Genomic DNA, 17,487 nt, shown 5'->3' with positions numbered 1-17,487 from the left:
TTGCTTAAGCTGCATGACTAGATTTTGTTTTACTGAGGAGTCGAAAATCGGCTGGATTTATTTTTCGAGTAGCCAGCCAATATTTCCATGTATAAGTTGGCCACAGTGCAAAATTTTTACCGCCATTTTGCTGATACCAACTCACGCAGCCTGATTACCATACCGTACCATCAAGCATGTCTTGTACATGAGTGTTAAATTGATCTTGCACCTGATCTTTGACAGCGATGGCTTGAACATTAGATTTTGAAACCAATTGCATCATTTGTAAGATGTAATCGACTTGTGCCTCAATCATAAATACCACTGAATTATGGGCAAGTACGGTATTGGGGCCTAATAATTGGAACAGATTTGGAAAGCCTTTGGTGCAAATGCCATAGAAGCTTTCTGCGCCAGCTTGCCAAACTTGTTTGAGTTCTTGAGCATTTTCACCAATACATTCAAATGATTTTAAATAAATTCTTGGATCGGTAATAAAGCCTGTGCCATAGATCAGACAATCGATTTCACGGGATTTTCCATCTTTGGTAATAATGGCATTTTCAGTGATTTCTTGTATTGCATCACTGACCAATTCCACATTAGGTCGATTAAAGGTTGGAAAGTATTTATTAGAAATTAAAATGCGTTTACAACCCATGATGTAGTTTGGCGTTAGTTTCTTGGCAAGTTCAGCATCTTTCACTTGATACTTAATATACAGTTCTGCAAGTTTTTGCGCATACTTCATGGTGGTCGGTTTAACAATTGGCACGACACGTGATTCGTTGGTCCAATACAGGCGAGCACGGTGAATTTTTCGAAACCAATCATATTTTTTAAATAATGATTTTTCTAAACCATGATAACTACGTTCATCTCGTGGAATGACCCAAGCTGCGGTACGTTGAAAAACATACAGTTGCTGTGTTTGTGGTGCGATTTCTGGAATGTATTGGATGGCACTGCCGCCTGTACCAATCGATGCGACTTTTTTACCTGCTAATGGATATTGATGATCCCATTGCGAAGAATGGAACACTTTACCCTTAAATTTTTCGATGCTCGGTATATGTGGAATTTGTGGGACATGTAAAGGGCCTGATGCAAAAATCACATATTGAGCGGTAATTTTAACACCATCTTTGAGTTCTAAATGCCAGTCGCAGGTTGATTCATTGTATTGGCTTGAAAGTACTTCACTGTTAAAGCGACAGAATTGTTTTAAATTATATTCACGGGTGACCTGTTGGATATAGTCAAATATTTCCGGCGCTTCAGCATAACGCTTTGACCAATCTGTTTTGGGTGCAAAAGAAAGCGAATACATATGTGATTGCACATCACACGCAGCGCCAGGGTAGCGGTTTTCACGCCAGGTTCCACCAAAATCATTGGCTTTTTCGAGGATCAGAAAATCTTGATTACCTTGTTGTAAAAGTCGTATCGCCATAGCAATACCACCAAAACCACCGCCAATGATGGCGATTTGAGTATGTATTTCAGAATTGGGTTTTGGGGTTTGCACTGTTTTTGTTTGCGCTTCCTGCATCATTTTTTTAATTCCAAGCGAGATTACAAGCTAAGCATACTTGAGTTCATGATCAGAACAATATGATTGAGGTGACAGAAAAATTGATCGAAACGGCAATGTTCATAATTGCAATTTTGTAGTAAAAAAGAAGAAATTTAATGTCATTTTACGATTTATGAAACGATCCATTCTAAGCCTGATGTATTTAGTACAAGGAATGCGTAAAGCAGGCGTAGATGTCGATCAACGTTTGCAAACTATCGGGCTGCGTGTCGATGCACTCGATCCTACTTCGGTGATTCATCCGAGTTTGGAGTGGGATGTACTGAAAGTCATTGGTAAAGATGTAGAACCTGAGCAAGGGTTATTTATTGGTCAGCATTATACGTTGGCGGGTTATGGTCCGTTGCTGATGTTATTGGTCACCAGTGATACTTTACGCCAAGCTTTAAATCAGGGAATTCGCTTTCAACAGTTGACACATCTAACTGGGCGTTTGAGTTTGCAAATCAGTCAGCATAAAGTGGCTTTATGCTACCAACCGCAAGATGTGTATGCGCCACTGGGTGCATTATTGGCGCAGTCGGAAATTTCTGGAACGTATAAATTCATCCGCGATCTTTACAAAATGATGGGTCTATCTACACCGCAAGTTCAAATTGATTTGCCGTTTGCTGAACCCAAAGATCCTGAAAAATTAAAAATGTTTACTGATTATTATGGCTCACAAGTTCGATTTGGTGCGCCATTTGCGGCATTTTGGTTTGATGAAGATGTTTTAGATATTCGGATCCCTTCCGCAGATATTATTACTTTTCGATTATATGAGTCGAAATGTATTGCGGAGTTAGAACGTTTAAGCGCCGATGAAGATGCGCCATCATTGGTTCAACGTGTGCAAGATTATTTGGAATTACAAAGTGGTGCGATGCCAAGTATGGCAGCAACTGCTCAAGCATTGAATTTGCCAGAAAGAACTTTGCGTCATCAACTGCAACAGTTAAATACCAGTTATAAGCAAATTCGTGAAGATATTATTAAAGATAAAGCACTCCGTATGATTGAATATAATGAATATTCAATTGAAATGATTGCAGAATTGCTGGGCTATTCAGAACCTGCGGCGTTTAATCATGCGTTTAAACGTTGGTTTGGGCATAGTCCGAGACAATATAATAAATAGCCAATGCGCTTTACTGCCAAAGTGTTATATCTTCGAGTTTATTCTTCGTTATAATTCATTTAGCCCAAAAAAGTATTTAATGATATGTCAGATTTTCAGTCACCACACAACACCGCATTTACTCCGATTTCACCGGCTGAGCGTTATGCTCAAGCCTTAGCATCTGGTCAGTTTTTACCAGATCAGGAACAGGCGCAAGCGGTGCATGAGTTGGATCGAGTTTGGCAAGAATTAATCCAACGTTTTAAGGCTTCTAAAAAAGCGTTTCGTCGTTTCCGTCGTCAAACTGCACCTAAAGGGGTGTATATGTGGGGCGGTGTAGGACGTGGTAAAACGTGGCTGATGGATCAGTTTTATGATTCTGTGCCATTTCGACGCAAAACACGTATGCATTTCCATCACTTTATGCAGTACGTACACCGTGAATTAAATAAGCTTTCAGGTCAGCGTAATCCACTCGACCTTGTTGCTGACCAAATTTATAAAGAAGCAGTCGTGATCTGCTTTGATGAATTCTTTGTATCCAATGTCACGGATGCGATGATTTTGAGTGATCTATTCCAAAAATTATTTACGCGTGGGATCACCCTTGTTGCAACATCTAACATCGCACCAGATGGTTTGTATAAAAACGGGATCCATCGTGACCGTTTTATCCCAACCATCGAAATGGTGAAAAAGAACTGTGTGATTTTAAATGTAGACTCAGGCGTAGACTATCGTTTACGTGTATTGAAACAAGCGCAGTTGTTTAAGTCGCCTTTAACACATGAACATAAGTTGTGGATGGCACAGCGTTTTACAGCATTAACGCAAACCCAAACAGTTTCACAAGAGCCAATTATTATTAATCAGCGTATTGTAGAAACCATTGGTCATACGGAAGATGTGCTGTGGTGTGAATATTCTGAACTTTGCCTAAAACCACGTAGTCCAGCGGACTTTATTGAAATTGCCAATATTTATAATACGGTCTTGGTGAGTAATGTGCCGCACATGACGGATTATTTGTCTGAAGGGACTCGTCGTTTTATCTATCTAGTTGATGAGTTTTATGACCGTGGTGTGAAGTTGTTGCTTACTTCAGAAGATACGATTATTGAATTATATCAAGGTGAAAAATTGGCATTTGAAATTGAGCGTACACGTTCGCGCTTATTGGAAATGCAATCTGATGATTATCTACATACCTCTCACCGTCAAATCAATGCACCAGAATCTACGGCAGAAAATTAAGCGTTTCTGTTGGAATGAAAAAAGAACGTCTTGATGGCGTTCTTTTTTTTTGATTTTTAGTTTTAGAAAACATGTATAAATTAAGAAAAGCTGTGGAACGAACAATAGAAGTTAAAGCAAAGTCTCATGATAAAAGCATCATTAAATAAGAAGTATGGCTGTTTAATAATTCATCGATAAAAGCGTTAAATTTAAACTGATTGGTTGAAGTTGTAGCATCGACATTGGCAGCATTTCATGGCTTAATCGAGTGAGTTTGTTTGACGCTTGGGTCTATTTGTTCAGTTTTAGAACAAAATTCTGCACTTAAGTCTAATTTCGACATTTCAAAAACTTTATACACTGTAAAAAGGTATTCAGGCTGATGATGACGTCGTATTTCTGATCTTTATTATGTTGAATGATGAGGGTATTTCATTACATAGAAAATGATCATTATTTAGGAATGTGATAGTACTATTCAGCAAAGTATAAATGGGTATACTAGAATCTCTTGTTATAAAAAATAGCAATATCAGGAAAGACAATGACTGCACGTATTCAAAAAGGCAAGTTAGCGATTGCTAAAGAACTTTACGATTTCATCGAAAATGAAGCACTACCGGGTTCAGGTTTAGACAGTGAAACTTACTGGAAAAACTTTGAACAAGTCGTTGTCGATCTTAGCCCAAAGAACAAAGCACTATTGGCTAAGCGTGACGACATTCAAGCTAAAATTGATGAATGGCACCGCAACAACAAATTTGAACTCGAAGCTTACAAAGCTTTCCTTACTGAAATTGGCTACTTATTACCAGAAGTAGAAGATTTCCAAATCAGCACAGAAAATGTAGACGAAGAAATCGCATTATTGGCTGGTGCGCAATTAGTAGTGCCTGTACGTAATGCACGTTACTGCTTAAACGCTGCGAACGCACGTTGGGGTTCACTCTACGATGCTCTTTACGGTTTTGACGTGATCTCTGAAGAAGACGGCGCGGAAAAAGGTAAGGGCTATAACCCAGCTCGTGGCGCAAAAGTTATCGAATTTGCTAAAAACTTCTTAAATGAAACTTTCCCGCTAGCTAATGGTTCGCATGCAGATGCAACTAAATATGCGGTAGAAGGCAAAAAGTTAGTTGTAAGCCTAAAAGATGGCTCAACTGCAACTTTAGCGAAAGAAGCTCAGTTTGTTGGTTTTAATGGTGACGAAGCTGCGCCAACCGAAATCGTACTTTTAAACAATGGTTTGCATGTAATCATTGAAATTGATGCGACGAGCCCAATTGGTTCAACTGATGCTGCGGGCGTTAAAGACTTAGTTCTTGAAGCTGCGGTAACCACAATTCAAGACTTAGAAGACTCAATTGCAGCAGTTGATGCTGAAGAGAAAGTTGAAGGCTACCGTAATTGGTTAGGCTTAATGAAAGGTACACTTTCTGAGTCAATCGAGAAAAATGGTAAGACCATCACGCGTACATTAAATAAAGATCGTACGCACAAAAACTTAATCGGTGGTGAAACTACGCTTCACGGTCGTTCATTGATGTTGCTTCGTAATGTAGGTCATTTGATGACAAACCCTGCGATCCTTGTAGATGGTGCTGAAATCTATGAAGGTATCATGGATGCATTGATCACACCGTTATTGACCTTTGCAGACATTAAAGGCGAAAACGAAAACAAGAACTCGCGTAAAGGTTCAATGTATATCGTGAAGCCAAAAATGCATGGTCCTGAAGAAGTGGCATTTGCAGTTGAATTGTTCGAGCGTGCTGAACAAGCGCTTGGTCTACCTGCGAAGACTTTGAAAATCGGTATCATGGACGAAGAACGTCGTACTTCTGTGAACTTGAAAAACTGTATCGCACAAGCAAAAGATCGTACGATCTTTATTAATACAGGTTTCATGGACCGTACAGGTGACGAAATCCATACTTTCATGGAAGCAGGTCCATTCGTTCGTAAAGGCGAAGTAAAGTCTCAAATCTGGTTCCCAGCATATGAAAACCGTAACGTGATGATCGGTCTTCAAGCCGGCTTACGTGGTAAAGCGCAAATCGGTAAAGGCATGTGGCCAAAACCAGATATGTTGCTTGATATGTACAAAACTAAAATTGAGCATCCAGAAGCTGGCGCAAGCTGTGCATGGGTTCCGTCTCCATCTGGCGCTGTAATTCACGCGATCCATTACCATCAGTGCAATGTTTCTGAGCGTCAAAAAGAGTTGTTGAATACTCAGCCGCTATCTTTAGATGACTTGTTAACGCCGCCTTTAGCGACAGATACAAACTGGTCTGAAGAAGAGAAAACCAAAGAACTCGAAAACAACCTTCAAGGTATCTTGGGTTATGTTGTTCGTTGGGTTGATTTGGGTGTAGGTTGTTCAAAAGTACTAGACATCAACAACGTTGGTTTGATGGAAGACCGTGCAACTTTACGTATTTCTTCTCAACACGTTGCGAACTGGTTACGTCACGGTATCGTAACTGCTGAGCAAGTTGAAGAAGTATTTAAGCGCATGGCGAAAGTTGTTGATGAGCAAAATGCCAACGATCCACTTTACACACCAATGGCACCAGGCTTTGATGGTTATGCATACAAAGCTGCTTATGATTTAGTATTCAAAGGTGGCGAGCAGCCTTCTGGTTATACAGAGCCGCTTCTTCATGCTTACCGTTTAAAATTAAAAGGTTATACAGGTGACTAATCTGTAAATCAAAAAAAGCCTCTTCGGAGGCTTTTTTTATTGCTTGAGAAATTTAGAATGTCGACATAAAAAATGAAAAGGAAACTCCATGTATTTATGGAATGTAAATCGGTTGGTGGATGATATACGACTGAATAAAGTCTCTGAAACCCATTATAAAAACTACTATATTGCCAGCTCAATATTGATTTTCTTTAGCTACTTAGCACTGACCTTAACCCCAGAATCCAAACCTACAGAAGCTTGGGCTTCGTTTGTTTTACAAGTTGGTCTGCTGATCAGCTGGGTGAATGCCATATTTAAAGCCAATGGCGGCGAGCAAGGCCGAGATTTTTTAAAGCGCTTTATTGCATTGTATTTGCCCGTAACGATTCAGAGTTTAGTCCTCTTTATCTTGATCGCTGTTGTTGTCGAAGGGCTGTTACCCATGTTGACCCTAAACATGGAGGAGGCTGCGCTTGAGCAACTCACCACAGTTAAAGATCTAAGTTTTGAAGTCATCATTAGCTGTTATATTTATTGGCGAATCTATAAAGCGATGCGGCAGATTCATCAGCCTGTTTAAAGTATAAGGTTGTAAAAGAAATTAATTATAAAGTTTTATCCTGTTTTTCTCATAGCTTTTCAATGCTGAAGCCTTTACATTGGGATGAATGATAAAAATAGGATGGAAACGATGTCAGCTTATACCGCATTAGATTTGCAATATATTGGTGGGCAATGGCGAGCAGGGACTTCAACGCGTCACATCAAGAATATCAATCCCTTTAGCCAAGCACAGATTTTTGAATTGCAGGCAGCCAGCAGTGTCGATGTAGACAGTGCTTATAGTGCGGCAGAAGCAGCATTTAAATCAGAAAAGACCAAGTCTATTAAAGTACGTCAGCTAGTTATCAACAAATTAGCTCAAACCATTCAGCAGCGCAGAGAAGAAATTATTCAATGGCTGATAGATGAATCTGGGAGTACACGTTTAAAAGCCAATATTGAAGTTGATGCTGCGCTCGGCATTATCCAAGAATCGTTGTGTTTTCCTGAAAAAATGCAAACTATGAAGCTAGAGAGTAAAGACCCTAGCCGCAAGAGTTTTGTACTGCGCAAACCATTGGGAGTCATAGCAGTGATTAGCCCGTGGAATTTTCCATTTCATTTGTCGATGCGCTCTGTGGTGACTGCGATTGCCTGCGGCAATAGTGTGGTGCTGAAGCCTGCAAGCGACACGCCAGTGACAGGTGGAACGTTGCTTGGAAAATTATTTGAAGAAGCGGGTTTGCCGCATGGCGTGTTAAATGTCGTTGCAGGCAGTGGCAGTGAAATTGGCGACTATTTTGTAGAGCATCCTGTACCTAAATTGATTTCATTTACAGGTTCAACTGAAGTGGGGCAACAGGTTGGGGTGAAAGCGCTAGGAAGTTCACGGATTAAGCGTTTAGCGCTGGAACTGGGCGGTAATGCGCCTTTAGTGATTTTAGATGATGCCGATTTAGATTTAGCCGTTGAACTGACCGTGATGGGGCGTTTTTTGCATCAAGGGCAAATCTGCATGAGTACCAATCGAGTGATTGTGGATGAATGCCTACATGATACTTATGTTGAAAAATTAATTAAACGCGTAAAAAGCATCGTGGTTGGCGATCCAAGTGATGCCGAAACCCTGATAGGGCCCATCATCAACAAGGCGCAGGTCGATAAATTAAAAACCATTATTCAAAACGCCATTCAGCAAGATGCAATTTTAGCCTATGCAGGCGGTATTGAAGGTCAATTGGTTGCACCGCATATTTTCACCCATGTCGATGCACACGCTGATATTGCATTAGAAGAAAGCTTTGGGCCAATCTTGCCGATTTTAAAAGCGCGAGATGAAGCGCATGCACTTAAATTGGCGAATTCAACCCGATTTGGTTTATCCAGTGCGGTATGTACCTCAAACTTAGCGCGTGGCGGAGAGTTTGCTGCCAAACTCGATATAGGCATGACGCATATCAATGGCATCAGTGTGGCGGATCATTCTAATGCACCCTTTGGCGGTGAGCGTAATTCAGGCCTTGGTCGTTTTAATGGTGAGTGGATATTTGAGGAATTTACCCGCACCCATTGGCAAACTTTCCCAGCTTAAAATACGCAAAGTGAAGTCTATTTAATCTTGTGCAATAGACTTCACCGCAGCTAATGTTACGCAGGACATTTTTAGTTTATTTCCATGAAATATCAGGCAGAATATAGTCCCAAAAACGGCTCCAACGTGTCTTGTAATACAGAAAAGCGCCAATATCTTGGCTTGAACAATTATCCTGATAGTACATTTTGTGATTCATCAACAGCATGGGCTCTCGCTGCAAGGCCGTCATATACAGTTTGACCTGAACCTTATAATTGTAGATTGAATAATTAGAAAAAATAGTCTCGGTTTTCATTTTTTGTATATTGTTAATATGTAGATCAAACTTCAAGCCCTTTTTGTAATGCGTAGCCTCATGAATTGTTCGATCTTCGATTGGAATAAGCGGATTGTTATCACTAAACGCTAAATATGCGTTATGTATTTTGTTTCCTTGTTGATAATTAAACTGAAGAGCTGAATTTGCAGTAGTGAAATAGGGGAGCGCATCTTGAGGGTTGATTTTAAACGTGCCAGTACAAGAAGTCCTGACACGCCCTTCATCTTCGTTCACCGTAAACCAGCCAAATTGATCTTCTAATTCTGTCGTATGGGCTTCATCTGCGTCAGGAAAAATCACGCCAAACTGATCTCTTTGTCTTTGCTGATTTTGCATCAAGCGATAACTATTTTGAGCACGTTTTGCAAAACGGATTTCAGGAAACATCTCTGGAGATGTAATTTTAAAATCAGAGACATTGATTACTTCACCATCAGGCAAGATGACCAATGAAAATTGTTGTTCTTGGGTGTTGGGAAGATTTTTGACCGTAACCCAATGATGTGTACTGATCATTTGCTGATTGCGAAAATGCTTATATTGAATGCGGTACTTGCCTGCCGGAATCTCAGTCTCATTGATTAGGTCTTGTTTAAATGGATATTCGTTGAGATAGAGCGCGTCGAGACTAAAAGGTAGAAATGAAACGGTATGTACAGAGACTTTTGCGGCATGTGCGGTTGAATATAGGCTTGAAATTAGAATTAAAACGATAAAGCGACTTCGGTCTAGATTTTTCATTTATTATAAAGATTGAATTTTTGCGGATTATGGCAAATATGTGTGCTAATTTCAAACCGATTACCTTATCGCAATTAAAGTCTCAAAACTTGCCTGAAATCAGCTTTGAATATCCTGAGGAAGTCTATCCAAATTATGATTTGCCGCTACTCTTTAAGTCTGAACAAGGGCTAGAGTGGCGAAAAGTGAATTTTGGCATGGTGCCTAAATGGGCTGAAGACAAATCAATTGCACTTAAAACCTATAATGCCCGAAATGAAACTTTGTATCAAAAGCCTACGTTTATTAATGCGATTTCAAAATGTAAGTTTGGCGTAATACCCGTGTCTGAATTTTATGAGTCAATGTATATCGATAATAAGCCGCAGCGTTGGAGTGTTAAGCGCAAAGATGGAGAAGCGTTTTATATAGCTGCCTTATATGACATTTGTAGACAAGGTGACGAGATTGTACGTTCAAGTACCATGATTACGATGGATGCTATTCAGCATGAGATGATGAAACACTTTCATGAGCCGGGCAATGTAAAGCGCTCGGTCATTGTGATTCCGCATGCGCGATTAGAGGAATGGCTAAGTTGGAAATCACCCAACATCCAAAGTTTTGTACAAGGTTTTCCTGTTGATGAGTTTGAATGTGCGCACGCACCCAAAATAAAAATCGAAAAAATCAGTCCCCAACTGAATATTTTCGATTGATATTTCGGTGATGCAGAATGCTTAGCGCGCTAAGTTTTTGAAAATATGCTTTAAACTTTCCATGGTTTTTTCAATTTGTAGCGGTGTTAAGCCTTCAAAAGATTGCTCTAGAACGACATTCGTTAGATCGTTAATCTTCTGCGTCATAGCAGTGCCTTTATCGGTTAACACGACGCGGGTAATACGCGCATCATCTTCACAAGAATAGGTATCTACTAAGCCTTCATCTTTTAAACGATAAACGATCTTGGTTGTCGTCGACATTTTAGATACGACCATTTCAGATAAATCTGAAACGCTAGCATGTGGTTTAGACTTGAGTGCGAGCAGGATACGACGACGTGAATTATCAACGCCATACTTTTTCAATGCATGGTCGACGTTTAAAACATATTGTGAATGCACCTGAGTAACCCAGTAGAAAGGAAAATTTTCTAAACTAAAGTCATCGGTGGATGGTAAAAATTTTGAATACTTTTTTGTCATAAAGGAATCCCCTGAATATTTGTTTTAATTTTATTTAATGTTTTAACATTCTATTGAAAAATAGAGGGTAATAGCAAGAGTTCACAATAAAAAAAATAGAAAGTAGAAGATATCCCATTTTTAGATTATCTAAATAGATTATATTGATATTCTGTCTAAATGCTTAACAGAAATTAAAAATAAGGTTAGGTATAGAGATAGTGTAGTGAAAATAAATAAGTTTTTAATTTGAATTGAATATTAATATTTTTTACCAAAAGGTAGAAATAAATAATTCATTAGATTTGTCATACAATCTCGTACAACGTATTTAATTACATTTAATTAAAAGTCAGGTGAATTCATACTTTTTTAAAGTGGAAGAGGAGATCTCAAAAAGTAGGTTTTAACATCTAAATGTGTATTTTATATCGCCCATTCGATTTGTAATACATTCAGCGTTTTTAACATTTTGTCATATTGTTGATGCGAAAAAATATGCTTGAATACATTACAAATGCGCAAGATTATGCATAATGGAATGGTCTCTAGTTACACAGGTTAAATTTATGGATCCGTCGCCGTGCGTTGGTCTGCTTGAAGATATTCTTACAATCCAGAATGAGGAAGAGAGCTAATGGAATTTTTGTTAGATCCCGGAATCTGGATTGGTTTACTTACATTAATTATTTTAGAAATTGTACTAGGGATTGATAACCTAGTCTTTATTGCCATTTTGGCAGAAAAACTCCCTCCAGAACAACGTGATAAAGCCCGCGTACTTGGTCTTTCACTCGCATTATTTATGCGATTAGGATTGTTATTTGCAATCTCTTGGTTGGTCACATTAACAAAGCCCCTGATTACCGTTTTTGATTGGACATTCTCTGGTCGAGATCTCATATTATTGTTCGGTGGATTGTTCTTAGTCTATAAGGCGGTCACAGAGCTACATGAGAAATTAGAAGGAAAACCAGAAGTTCAAGTGACAACAAAAGTGGCATATGCCAGCTTTACAGCAGTTGTTGCGCAAATTGTTGTCTTAGATGCGGTTTTCTCTTTAGACTCTGTCATTACAGCGATCGGTATGGTCGACAACATTTATGTCATGATGGCTGCAATGATTGTGGCAATGGCAGTGATGTTACTTGCATCTAAACCGCTAACGGCTTTTGTAAACCGACATCCGACCGTCGTGATCCTATGTTTAAGCTTCTTATTGCTGATCGGTATTAGTTTGATAGCAGAAGGTTTTGGTTTCCATATTCCGAAAGGCTATATCTACTCAGGTATTGGTGTTGCGATTGTCATCGAAGCCTTTAACCAGTTTAGTCAACGCAATGCTCAAAAACATGAAGCGAAAATTCCATTACGCCATCGTACTGCAGACAGTATTTTAAAACTGATGGGTGGGCGCTTAGAATCCGATCAAGTTGGTAATCAGGCGCAAGAAACTTTTGCAGACGAAGAGCGTTACATGATTGGGGGGGTGTTGACGCTTGCAGAGCGTTCAGTTGCGTCGATCATGACTCCCCGCAATCAAATTTCTTGGGTGGATTTAAATGACACACCTGAACAAATTCGTGAGCAAGTCCTTTCAGTGCCGCACAGTTTATTCCCTGTGTGTCGTGGTAGCTTGGATAAAGTGATTAGTATTGTCCGCGCGAAAGAACTTATTGATGTTCTAGACAGTGAAGATGATCTAAAAGCATTGATTAAACGTCATCGACCAATCTTTATTTTCCAAAAGATGAAGGTGATTGATGCGATTAATACCTTGCGTACCTCAAAAGGCTCTTTGGTGCTGGTTACGGATGAGTTTGGGGCGGTACAAGGTCTGATTTCACCACTCGATGTGTTTGAAGCGATTGCTGGTGAATTCCCTGATGCAGATGAACAACTTGATTTGATTAAAATCGATGATGAACATTGGAAAGCTTCAGGCATGCTCGATCTGTATCAGTTAGAACTTGAATTGGAAATGCTGGATTTGATCGAAGAAGATGATGGTTATATCAGTGTTTCAGGTCTTATTTTAGATCAGACCCACGGCAATGTAGAAGTCGGTACTGTGGTTGATTTTAAAGGCATTCAATTTAAAGTCACGGCAATGGATGAAAACCGCATTAAAACGGTTGATATCTATTACCAGGCCTAATGCTCAAATATTAAAAATGACCCTAAGACAGCTTTTCGAAGCTGTCTTTTTTGTATGACTAGAAAGTATAAGAAATCCTATATAACGAGGGCTGCAATTCACGATGTTAAAACGTATTATATTTACATGATGTAACAGTCAAAAAACGCTGCAACTTTTGGGCTTTTAGAGGGTTAAAGCGGTTCAAAAGTAAAAAATATTGATAGGGTTGATTTTAAAAAAGCATGAGGTTAAATAGCGATTCATTTTTAACTTGAGGTTTTAATCATCATAGATGATCTATGAATAATTTTATTTCATTTAAATACCGCTTCGGAAAACTTTATAACTAGGGACTTTGAAAAAAAATCAAAGTTAATCCATTAAGAAAATGGGTGTTGGTATGGCGATCACTGAGAATATCATTGATTTTTGCAAACTCACGATTGAAGAAAAACATGAGTTGTTTCAACGGCTCTGGGAGTTTGATCAATGTATTTTCCCAACTTCTAAGATTGAGCAACTTTATCAATACATGCATGACCCAGATATTGTTGCCTTACCAATCATTCAGTATTTTGAGCAGAATAAACTGATTGGGCAAAACATTGTGCGTATATTAAAAATTATGCATAACAATCGGCCGATTTTTATTTTTAATTCACGGGCTGGGGTATTGGTTGATTACCGTCGGAAAAACCTGACCTTAAACTCGGCGATTAAAGTGGCGATGCAGCATCAGATTCGTTTTCCAGCGATTCCAATGTGGTTTGTGGCTACATTGGCACAACCAAAGGTATATACATTATTTGCCTCGCGCTCTGTTAAGTTTTATCCAAGGCATGGTGTCCCGATGCCCACCGAGTATGTGGATGTTTTAAATAGTTATAAAATCCGTCAGCATGATGTGCAGCATCGGGCTGAGGATATTTTTGTTCATCGTTGTGATTTACCGAAGGTGACGCCTGAGCAGTTGGTTCGGCTACGGAAAAAATCTGATGAACATGTTCAATTTTTTATGCAGCACGTGCCAGATTATTTTGATGGCATGGGGTTAATGTGTATTTGTAAATTAAATGTTTCAACCATTTTTGAAGCAAGTATGAATCTGACAGTTGGGCGGGCAGTTTAATGATGGACATGGATGTATTATGCGACAAATGACGATATATCGATTATTCGGTTTCGGTGCGGCAATCTTTTTAACGGCTTGTCAGCCTGCAGAGCAAAAAGTACAAGAGCAATCGCAGAAATGTGTTACTCCTGAAAAATTGGTCAAACAAATTTATGACCAAGAGTTGAAATTACATGCTTTGAGTAAAGATCAACTTGCTGCCTATTTTGAGCCATCGTTAGCGGAACGTATGCAAGCAGAAATTAACTGTAAGCAGTCGCAACAAGTGTGTAATGTGGATTTTGATATATTCACGGATAGCCAAGATCCGCAGCAAGATTCGAAAAAAGGCGTTCAGCCTAAGCTGAGTTTTGATGAAAATAAAAACGTTGTTCGTGCTGAGTTTAAAATTGGTGATGAAGCCAAAGTCTTAAATTATGAAATGAGTGATGGCGACTGTTCAAAAATCAAAAATATCGTCTATGCGGGGGACTATGACCTAGACATGATTTTGAGTAATCCAACAGAAACGATCGAAGATTCAGAAATGTTTGATGCCAATGCTGCAAGTGACAGTACGGCACAGTAAATTTTTTCGCATATTAATTAGTACAAAACAGTATGAATCCCTGAACAGCTTGAGTCCTATACTCAAGCTGTTTTTGTTTTCTCAAGGTATCATAGCTTTATAGTGAATAAATTTGCATGTTGGCAAGTTGATTGAAATCATCTTCATTGAGATTATAAATTTCATCTAAAAATGCAACATTAAAACTGCCGACACTTGAGCTAATTTCATAGGCTTTTTGACCCGCAATCGCAAAGTGCAAATGTGCTGCGACCGTGCCAGCAGTTAGCGTTTCACTCACGGCGCAATACGCCGCTGTTAACGCACCTAAAGCGCAGCCAGAAGCCGTCACTTTGGGTTGTAAGTAAGATCCACCATTAATCTGAATCACTGCATTCATTTCTTTCGATAAGATGAAATCTGATTCGCCTGAAATTGCCACACATTCACAGTGTTCTAATAAGGGCGCAGCATTTAAGTAAATTTCTGCACTATTGAGCGTGCTATCGACACCGCGTGACTCACCTTGATTACCTGCAAGACCACTGATTTCTGATGCATTGCCACGGATTATGCTTGGCTTGTACTGGAGTAATTGGTCAACCATTTCAGATCGCCACGGCAAAACGGGGCCATAACCGACAGGATCAAGCACCCAAGGTTTATTTAAATTTTGTGCTGTTTGTGCAGCAATTTGCATGGCCTGCATTTGTTCAGACGTTGGCGTGCCTAAATTGATATTCAATGCACTGGCAATAGAGGCAAAGCTTTCGGCTTCAAAGGGATTGTCAATCATTGCAGGAGAAGCACCCGCAGCCAAAAGAACATTGGCGACATAATTGCTCGCGACCGTATTGGTGATGATATGCACCAAAGGTTGTTTGGATTGAAGTTCAATCCACGCATTGATGACGCTTTGTAAAAGCGGGCTATTTAAGTCAGTCAATTCACTGTTCATGGTCGTTTCAAAATTTTCAGATTGATTCATTGTTTTCTCCCTTAGCGGGTGAAGTAATGGTCTTGATGTTTACAATTACGGCAGAACAGGGTCACATAATCTGCGGCATCATAATCGACAGAGAGCTCTTGTGAACCACAGTACATGCAGCGCTTTGTGGAATAAAAATTTAATCGTGGTTCGATTTTTTTCCAAGCATGGCGTATCGGTTGCACAAAGATACTTTCATCGAGTCCTAAAAAGTTAAAGAGCAAAATTTCACTCATTTTACTAAACGGTAATTGTGGCGGACGAGGGAGGGTAAAGGTTTCCCATTTTTCCTGTAAGCCACGTTCACGGTATTGCTGTAAGGTCTTTTTTAACAGATTAGTATTAATGAAGTTTTCATTACGTACTTGCAGAGCTTTTTGTTTATGTAGGTATTCGAGTGCTGACTGAATCATATAGTAAATCTGCCCAACCGCTAGATGGTCGAGTAGGCGATAACAGAACACTTGAAAGCTTTTATTCCCTGCAATTTGAATGCCCCATGTCTTACAGTAAAACTGCATGAATTGGACAATTTCTTGAAACAGTAGAAGATACAAACACTCTTTCACTTCGTCAGCGCTTTTAAAAGGAACACCCAGAGCTAAATTTTCATAAAACCAATGACGGAGTTGCTGCGCTACGCTAAAAAGACTGGGCTCCGAATAGCCATCCAGACGGACATTGATATAATACTGTTCAGCTTGTAGCGCATCATCTTTCACAATCAAAATTTGCTCATGCACGAGATGCTTTTTGAGTGATTGTTGGAAGAAATAATTCGGGCTGATGTTATGATACTTAATAGCGTCCCAGTCGATAAATTCTTGATGTGCCGTATGTTCTTGGACATGATTATCCAATAAAGCCAGCAAAAAGAGTTTCTGTAAAAAACTCAGTTCACTTAATTCACGCTCAACGATATCTTTATTTTTAAGTTTACGCTGTTCTTGTAAACGGGTTTCTTTCAGGAGTTTTTTTCGCGCAGCCTGACAGTTTTCACAATGACAGTTGTATTGCTGTTCTGGAAATATTTGATGATGACAGTGGCTACACTGATAAAAATTAAATTCTTGCTCATCTAATTTTTCAGCATCTACCCAATACATAGATGCACGACACAACGGGCATTGCGTACTTTCATCCATTTGTTTGCGTAGAATATTGAACATGTTGCCAGCGTTTCTTGAAAGGTTAAATTGATTATACACATCTCTGTTTAAAGACGGGTTTGCAATTTCAGTTGCGGCAGCTCAGGCGATATGTCGACAAATAAAAAAACTGCATAGTGATGATGCAGCTTTTAGTCAGAATGGATTATTAATAGGCGGCTGGGCATGGGATCGATTCGTCCTCCTCTCCAACTTGTTTGGCTTGTATTAAGGCTTGCACTTTTTTAGACGCGACTTTTTTAGTGCCTAATGCACTATATGAGTTAAGTAATGAACTGACCTCAAAGGCTTTGAGTGGAATCCCTTCGCAAGTCATAAACATTGCAATTACTTGATGGTCGATATTTGCAGCATCAAGCGCTTGCAGGGTCTTCATATTTTCAATACGGATGATGTGTTCTTTAATAAACATAATGCACCTCTTTTTGTTTTAGCCTGATGATTTTGCTTTTGGCAATTAAGTAGATGCAAAACGCATGCTCAAATGTTTTGAGTAGACATTTTAAAGCAGATAAACTTTATAATTATTTACTAAGATATTA

At 39.3% G+C, this 17,487-nt stretch carries 14 protein-coding genes and 1 pseudogene; 9 read left to right on the top strand and 6 right to left on the bottom strand.

The annotated features are described in order from the left end of the window. Positions 1-4: 4 nt before the first annotated feature. Positions 5-1,534 (bottom strand): annotated as a pseudogene (locus AVJ20_RS09625) (flavin-containing monooxygenase). A gap of 157 nt (positions 1,535-1,691) precedes the next feature. Between AVJ20_RS09625 and AVJ20_RS09620 the strand changes: the two are divergent. The 5 genes from AVJ20_RS09620 (at position 1,692) to AVJ20_RS09600 (ending at position 8,743) form a co-directional block, all read left to right on the top strand. Beyond that, positions 1,692-2,699: an AraC family transcriptional regulator gene (locus AVJ20_RS09620; RefSeq protein ID WP_111885051.1), complete on the top strand. Its 1,008-nt coding sequence runs from the start codon at positions 1,692-1,694 to the stop codon at positions 2,697-2,699. A gap of 84 nt (positions 2,700-2,783) precedes the next feature. Continuing rightward, positions 2,784-3,935: a cell division protein ZapE gene (gene zapE, locus AVJ20_RS09615; protein WP_111885050.1), complete on the top strand. Its 1,152-nt coding sequence runs from the start codon at positions 2,784-2,786 to the stop codon at positions 3,933-3,935. Positions 3,936-4,461: 526 nt separating this feature from the next. Continuing rightward, positions 4,462-6,624 (top strand): malate synthase G, encoded by a 2,163-nt coding sequence (locus AVJ20_RS09610; RefSeq protein WP_111885049.1) that lies wholly within the window; start codon positions 4,462-4,464, stop codon positions 6,622-6,624. 88 nt (positions 6,625-6,712) lie between these two features. Next, on the top strand, positions 6,713-7,189 hold the full coding sequence (locus AVJ20_RS09605) for a hypothetical protein (protein WP_111885048.1): 477 nt from the start codon (positions 6,713-6,715) through the stop codon (positions 7,187-7,189). Between the two features lie 111 nt (positions 7,190-7,300). Beyond that, positions 7,301-8,743, top strand: coding sequence for an aldehyde dehydrogenase family protein (locus tag AVJ20_RS09600; protein WP_111885047.1), 1,443 nt, complete (start codon positions 7,301-7,303; stop codon positions 8,741-8,743). Between the two features lie 76 nt (positions 8,744-8,819). Here AVJ20_RS09600 and AVJ20_RS18360 read toward each other — a convergent pair whose 3' ends face one another. Further along, positions 8,820-9,806, bottom strand: a complete 987-nt coding sequence (locus tag AVJ20_RS18360; protein WP_162689758.1) for a hypothetical protein — start codon at positions 9,804-9,806, stop codon at positions 8,820-8,822. Positions 9,807-9,844: 38 nt separating this feature from the next. Here AVJ20_RS18360 and AVJ20_RS09585 point away from each other — a divergent pair, with 38 nt between their 5' ends. Next, entirely contained in the window at positions 9,845-10,504 is a 660-nt protein-coding gene (locus AVJ20_RS09585; RefSeq protein ID WP_111885089.1) for an SOS response-associated peptidase family protein, read from the top strand. Positions 10,505-10,525: 21 nt separating this feature from the next. Here the strand turns inward: AVJ20_RS09585 and AVJ20_RS09580 are convergent, their stop codons facing one another. After that, positions 10,526-10,990: a MarR family winged helix-turn-helix transcriptional regulator gene (locus tag AVJ20_RS09580; RefSeq protein ID WP_078193646.1), complete on the bottom strand. Its 465-nt coding sequence runs from the start codon at positions 10,988-10,990 to the stop codon at positions 10,526-10,528. A gap of 616 nt (positions 10,991-11,606) precedes the next feature. On the opposite strand from AVJ20_RS09580, the gene AVJ20_RS09575 reads away from it, so the two are divergent. From AVJ20_RS09575 to AVJ20_RS09565, 3 genes are all read left to right on the top strand, one after another. Continuing rightward, positions 11,607-13,127 carry a TerC family protein gene (locus tag AVJ20_RS09575; protein ID WP_111885044.1) on the top strand — a complete coding sequence of 507 codons (1,521 nt, stop codon included), beginning with the start codon at positions 11,607-11,609 and terminating at the stop codon, positions 13,125-13,127. Positions 13,128-13,509: 382 nt separating this feature from the next. Further along, positions 13,510-14,238 (top strand): hypothetical protein, encoded by a 729-nt coding sequence (locus tag AVJ20_RS09570; protein WP_111885088.1) that lies wholly within the window; start codon positions 13,510-13,512, stop codon positions 14,236-14,238. 19 nt (positions 14,239-14,257) lie between these two features. After that, positions 14,258-14,809, top strand: a complete 552-nt coding sequence (locus AVJ20_RS09565) for a DUF3828 domain-containing protein (protein WP_111885043.1) — start codon at positions 14,258-14,260, stop codon at positions 14,807-14,809. Positions 14,810-14,906: 97 nt separating this feature from the next. Here the strand turns inward: AVJ20_RS09565 and thiM are convergent, their stop codons facing one another. The 3 genes from thiM to AVJ20_RS09550 all read right to left on the bottom strand — a co-directional run bounded on the left by thiM (position 14,907) and on the right by AVJ20_RS09550 (position 17,357). Further along, positions 14,907-15,776: a hydroxyethylthiazole kinase gene (thiM, locus tag AVJ20_RS09560; protein ID WP_111885042.1), complete on the bottom strand. Its 870-nt coding sequence runs from the start codon at positions 15,774-15,776 to the stop codon at positions 14,907-14,909. An 11-nt stretch (positions 15,777-15,787) separates the two neighbouring features. Then, positions 15,788-16,945, bottom strand: coding sequence for a hypothetical protein (locus tag AVJ20_RS09555; protein ID WP_111885041.1), 1,158 nt, complete (start codon positions 16,943-16,945; stop codon positions 15,788-15,790). A gap of 148 nt (positions 16,946-17,093) precedes the next feature. Further along, a complete protein-coding gene (locus AVJ20_RS09550) occupies positions 17,094-17,357 on the bottom strand; it encodes a hypothetical protein (RefSeq protein WP_111885040.1) in 264 nt (87 codons plus the stop codon). Between the last annotated feature and the right edge of the window lie 130 nt (positions 17,358-17,487).

The organism is Acinetobacter sp. CFCC 11171 (assembly GCF_003268405.1).
Lineage (GTDB): Bacteria > Pseudomonadota > Gammaproteobacteria > Pseudomonadales > Moraxellaceae > Acinetobacter > Acinetobacter amyesii.
The sequence above is the reverse complement of the archived record's forward strand: the minus strand, read 5'-3'. Positions and strand labels throughout refer to the sequence as shown.

Bases quoted from the DNA above. Each gene is read 5' to 3' on its own strand.
- AVJ20_RS09620 (WP_111885051.1), top strand. From the start codon at position 1,692: ATGAAACGATCCATTCTAAGCCTGATGTATTTAGTACAAGGAATGCGT.
- zapE (WP_111885050.1), top strand. From the start codon at position 2,784: ATGTCAGATTTTCAGTCACCACACAACACCGCATTTACTCCGATTTCA.
- AVJ20_RS09610 (WP_111885049.1), top strand. From the start codon at position 4,462: ATGACTGCACGTATTCAAAAAGGCAAGTTAGCGATTGCTAAAGAACTT.
- AVJ20_RS09605 (WP_111885048.1), top strand. From the start codon at position 6,713: ATGTATTTATGGAATGTAAATCGGTTGGTGGATGATATACGACTGAAT.
- AVJ20_RS09600 (WP_111885047.1), top strand. From the start codon at position 7,301: ATGTCAGCTTATACCGCATTAGATTTGCAATATATTGGTGGGCAATGG.
- AVJ20_RS18360 (WP_162689758.1), bottom strand. From the start codon at position 9,806: ATGAAAAATCTAGACCGAAGTCGCTTTATCGTTTTAATTCTAATTTCA.
- AVJ20_RS09585 (WP_111885089.1), top strand. From the start codon at position 9,845: ATGTGTGCTAATTTCAAACCGATTACCTTATCGCAATTAAAGTCTCAA.
- AVJ20_RS09580 (WP_078193646.1), bottom strand. From the start codon at position 10,990: ATGACAAAAAAGTATTCAAAATTTTTACCATCCACCGATGACTTTAGT.
- AVJ20_RS09575 (WP_111885044.1), top strand. From the start codon at position 11,607: ATGGAATTTTTGTTAGATCCCGGAATCTGGATTGGTTTACTTACATTA.
- AVJ20_RS09570 (WP_111885088.1), top strand. From the start codon at position 13,510: ATGGCGATCACTGAGAATATCATTGATTTTTGCAAACTCACGATTGAA.
- AVJ20_RS09565 (WP_111885043.1), top strand. From the start codon at position 14,258: ATGCGACAAATGACGATATATCGATTATTCGGTTTCGGTGCGGCAATC.
- thiM (WP_111885042.1), bottom strand. From the start codon at position 15,776: ATGAATCAATCTGAAAATTTTGAAACGACCATGAACAGTGAATTGACT.
- AVJ20_RS09555 (WP_111885041.1), bottom strand. From the start codon at position 16,945: ATGTTCAATATTCTACGCAAACAAATGGATGAAAGTACGCAATGCCCG.
- AVJ20_RS09550 (WP_111885040.1), bottom strand. From the start codon at position 17,357: ATGTTTATTAAAGAACACATCATCCGTATTGAAAATATGAAGACCCTG.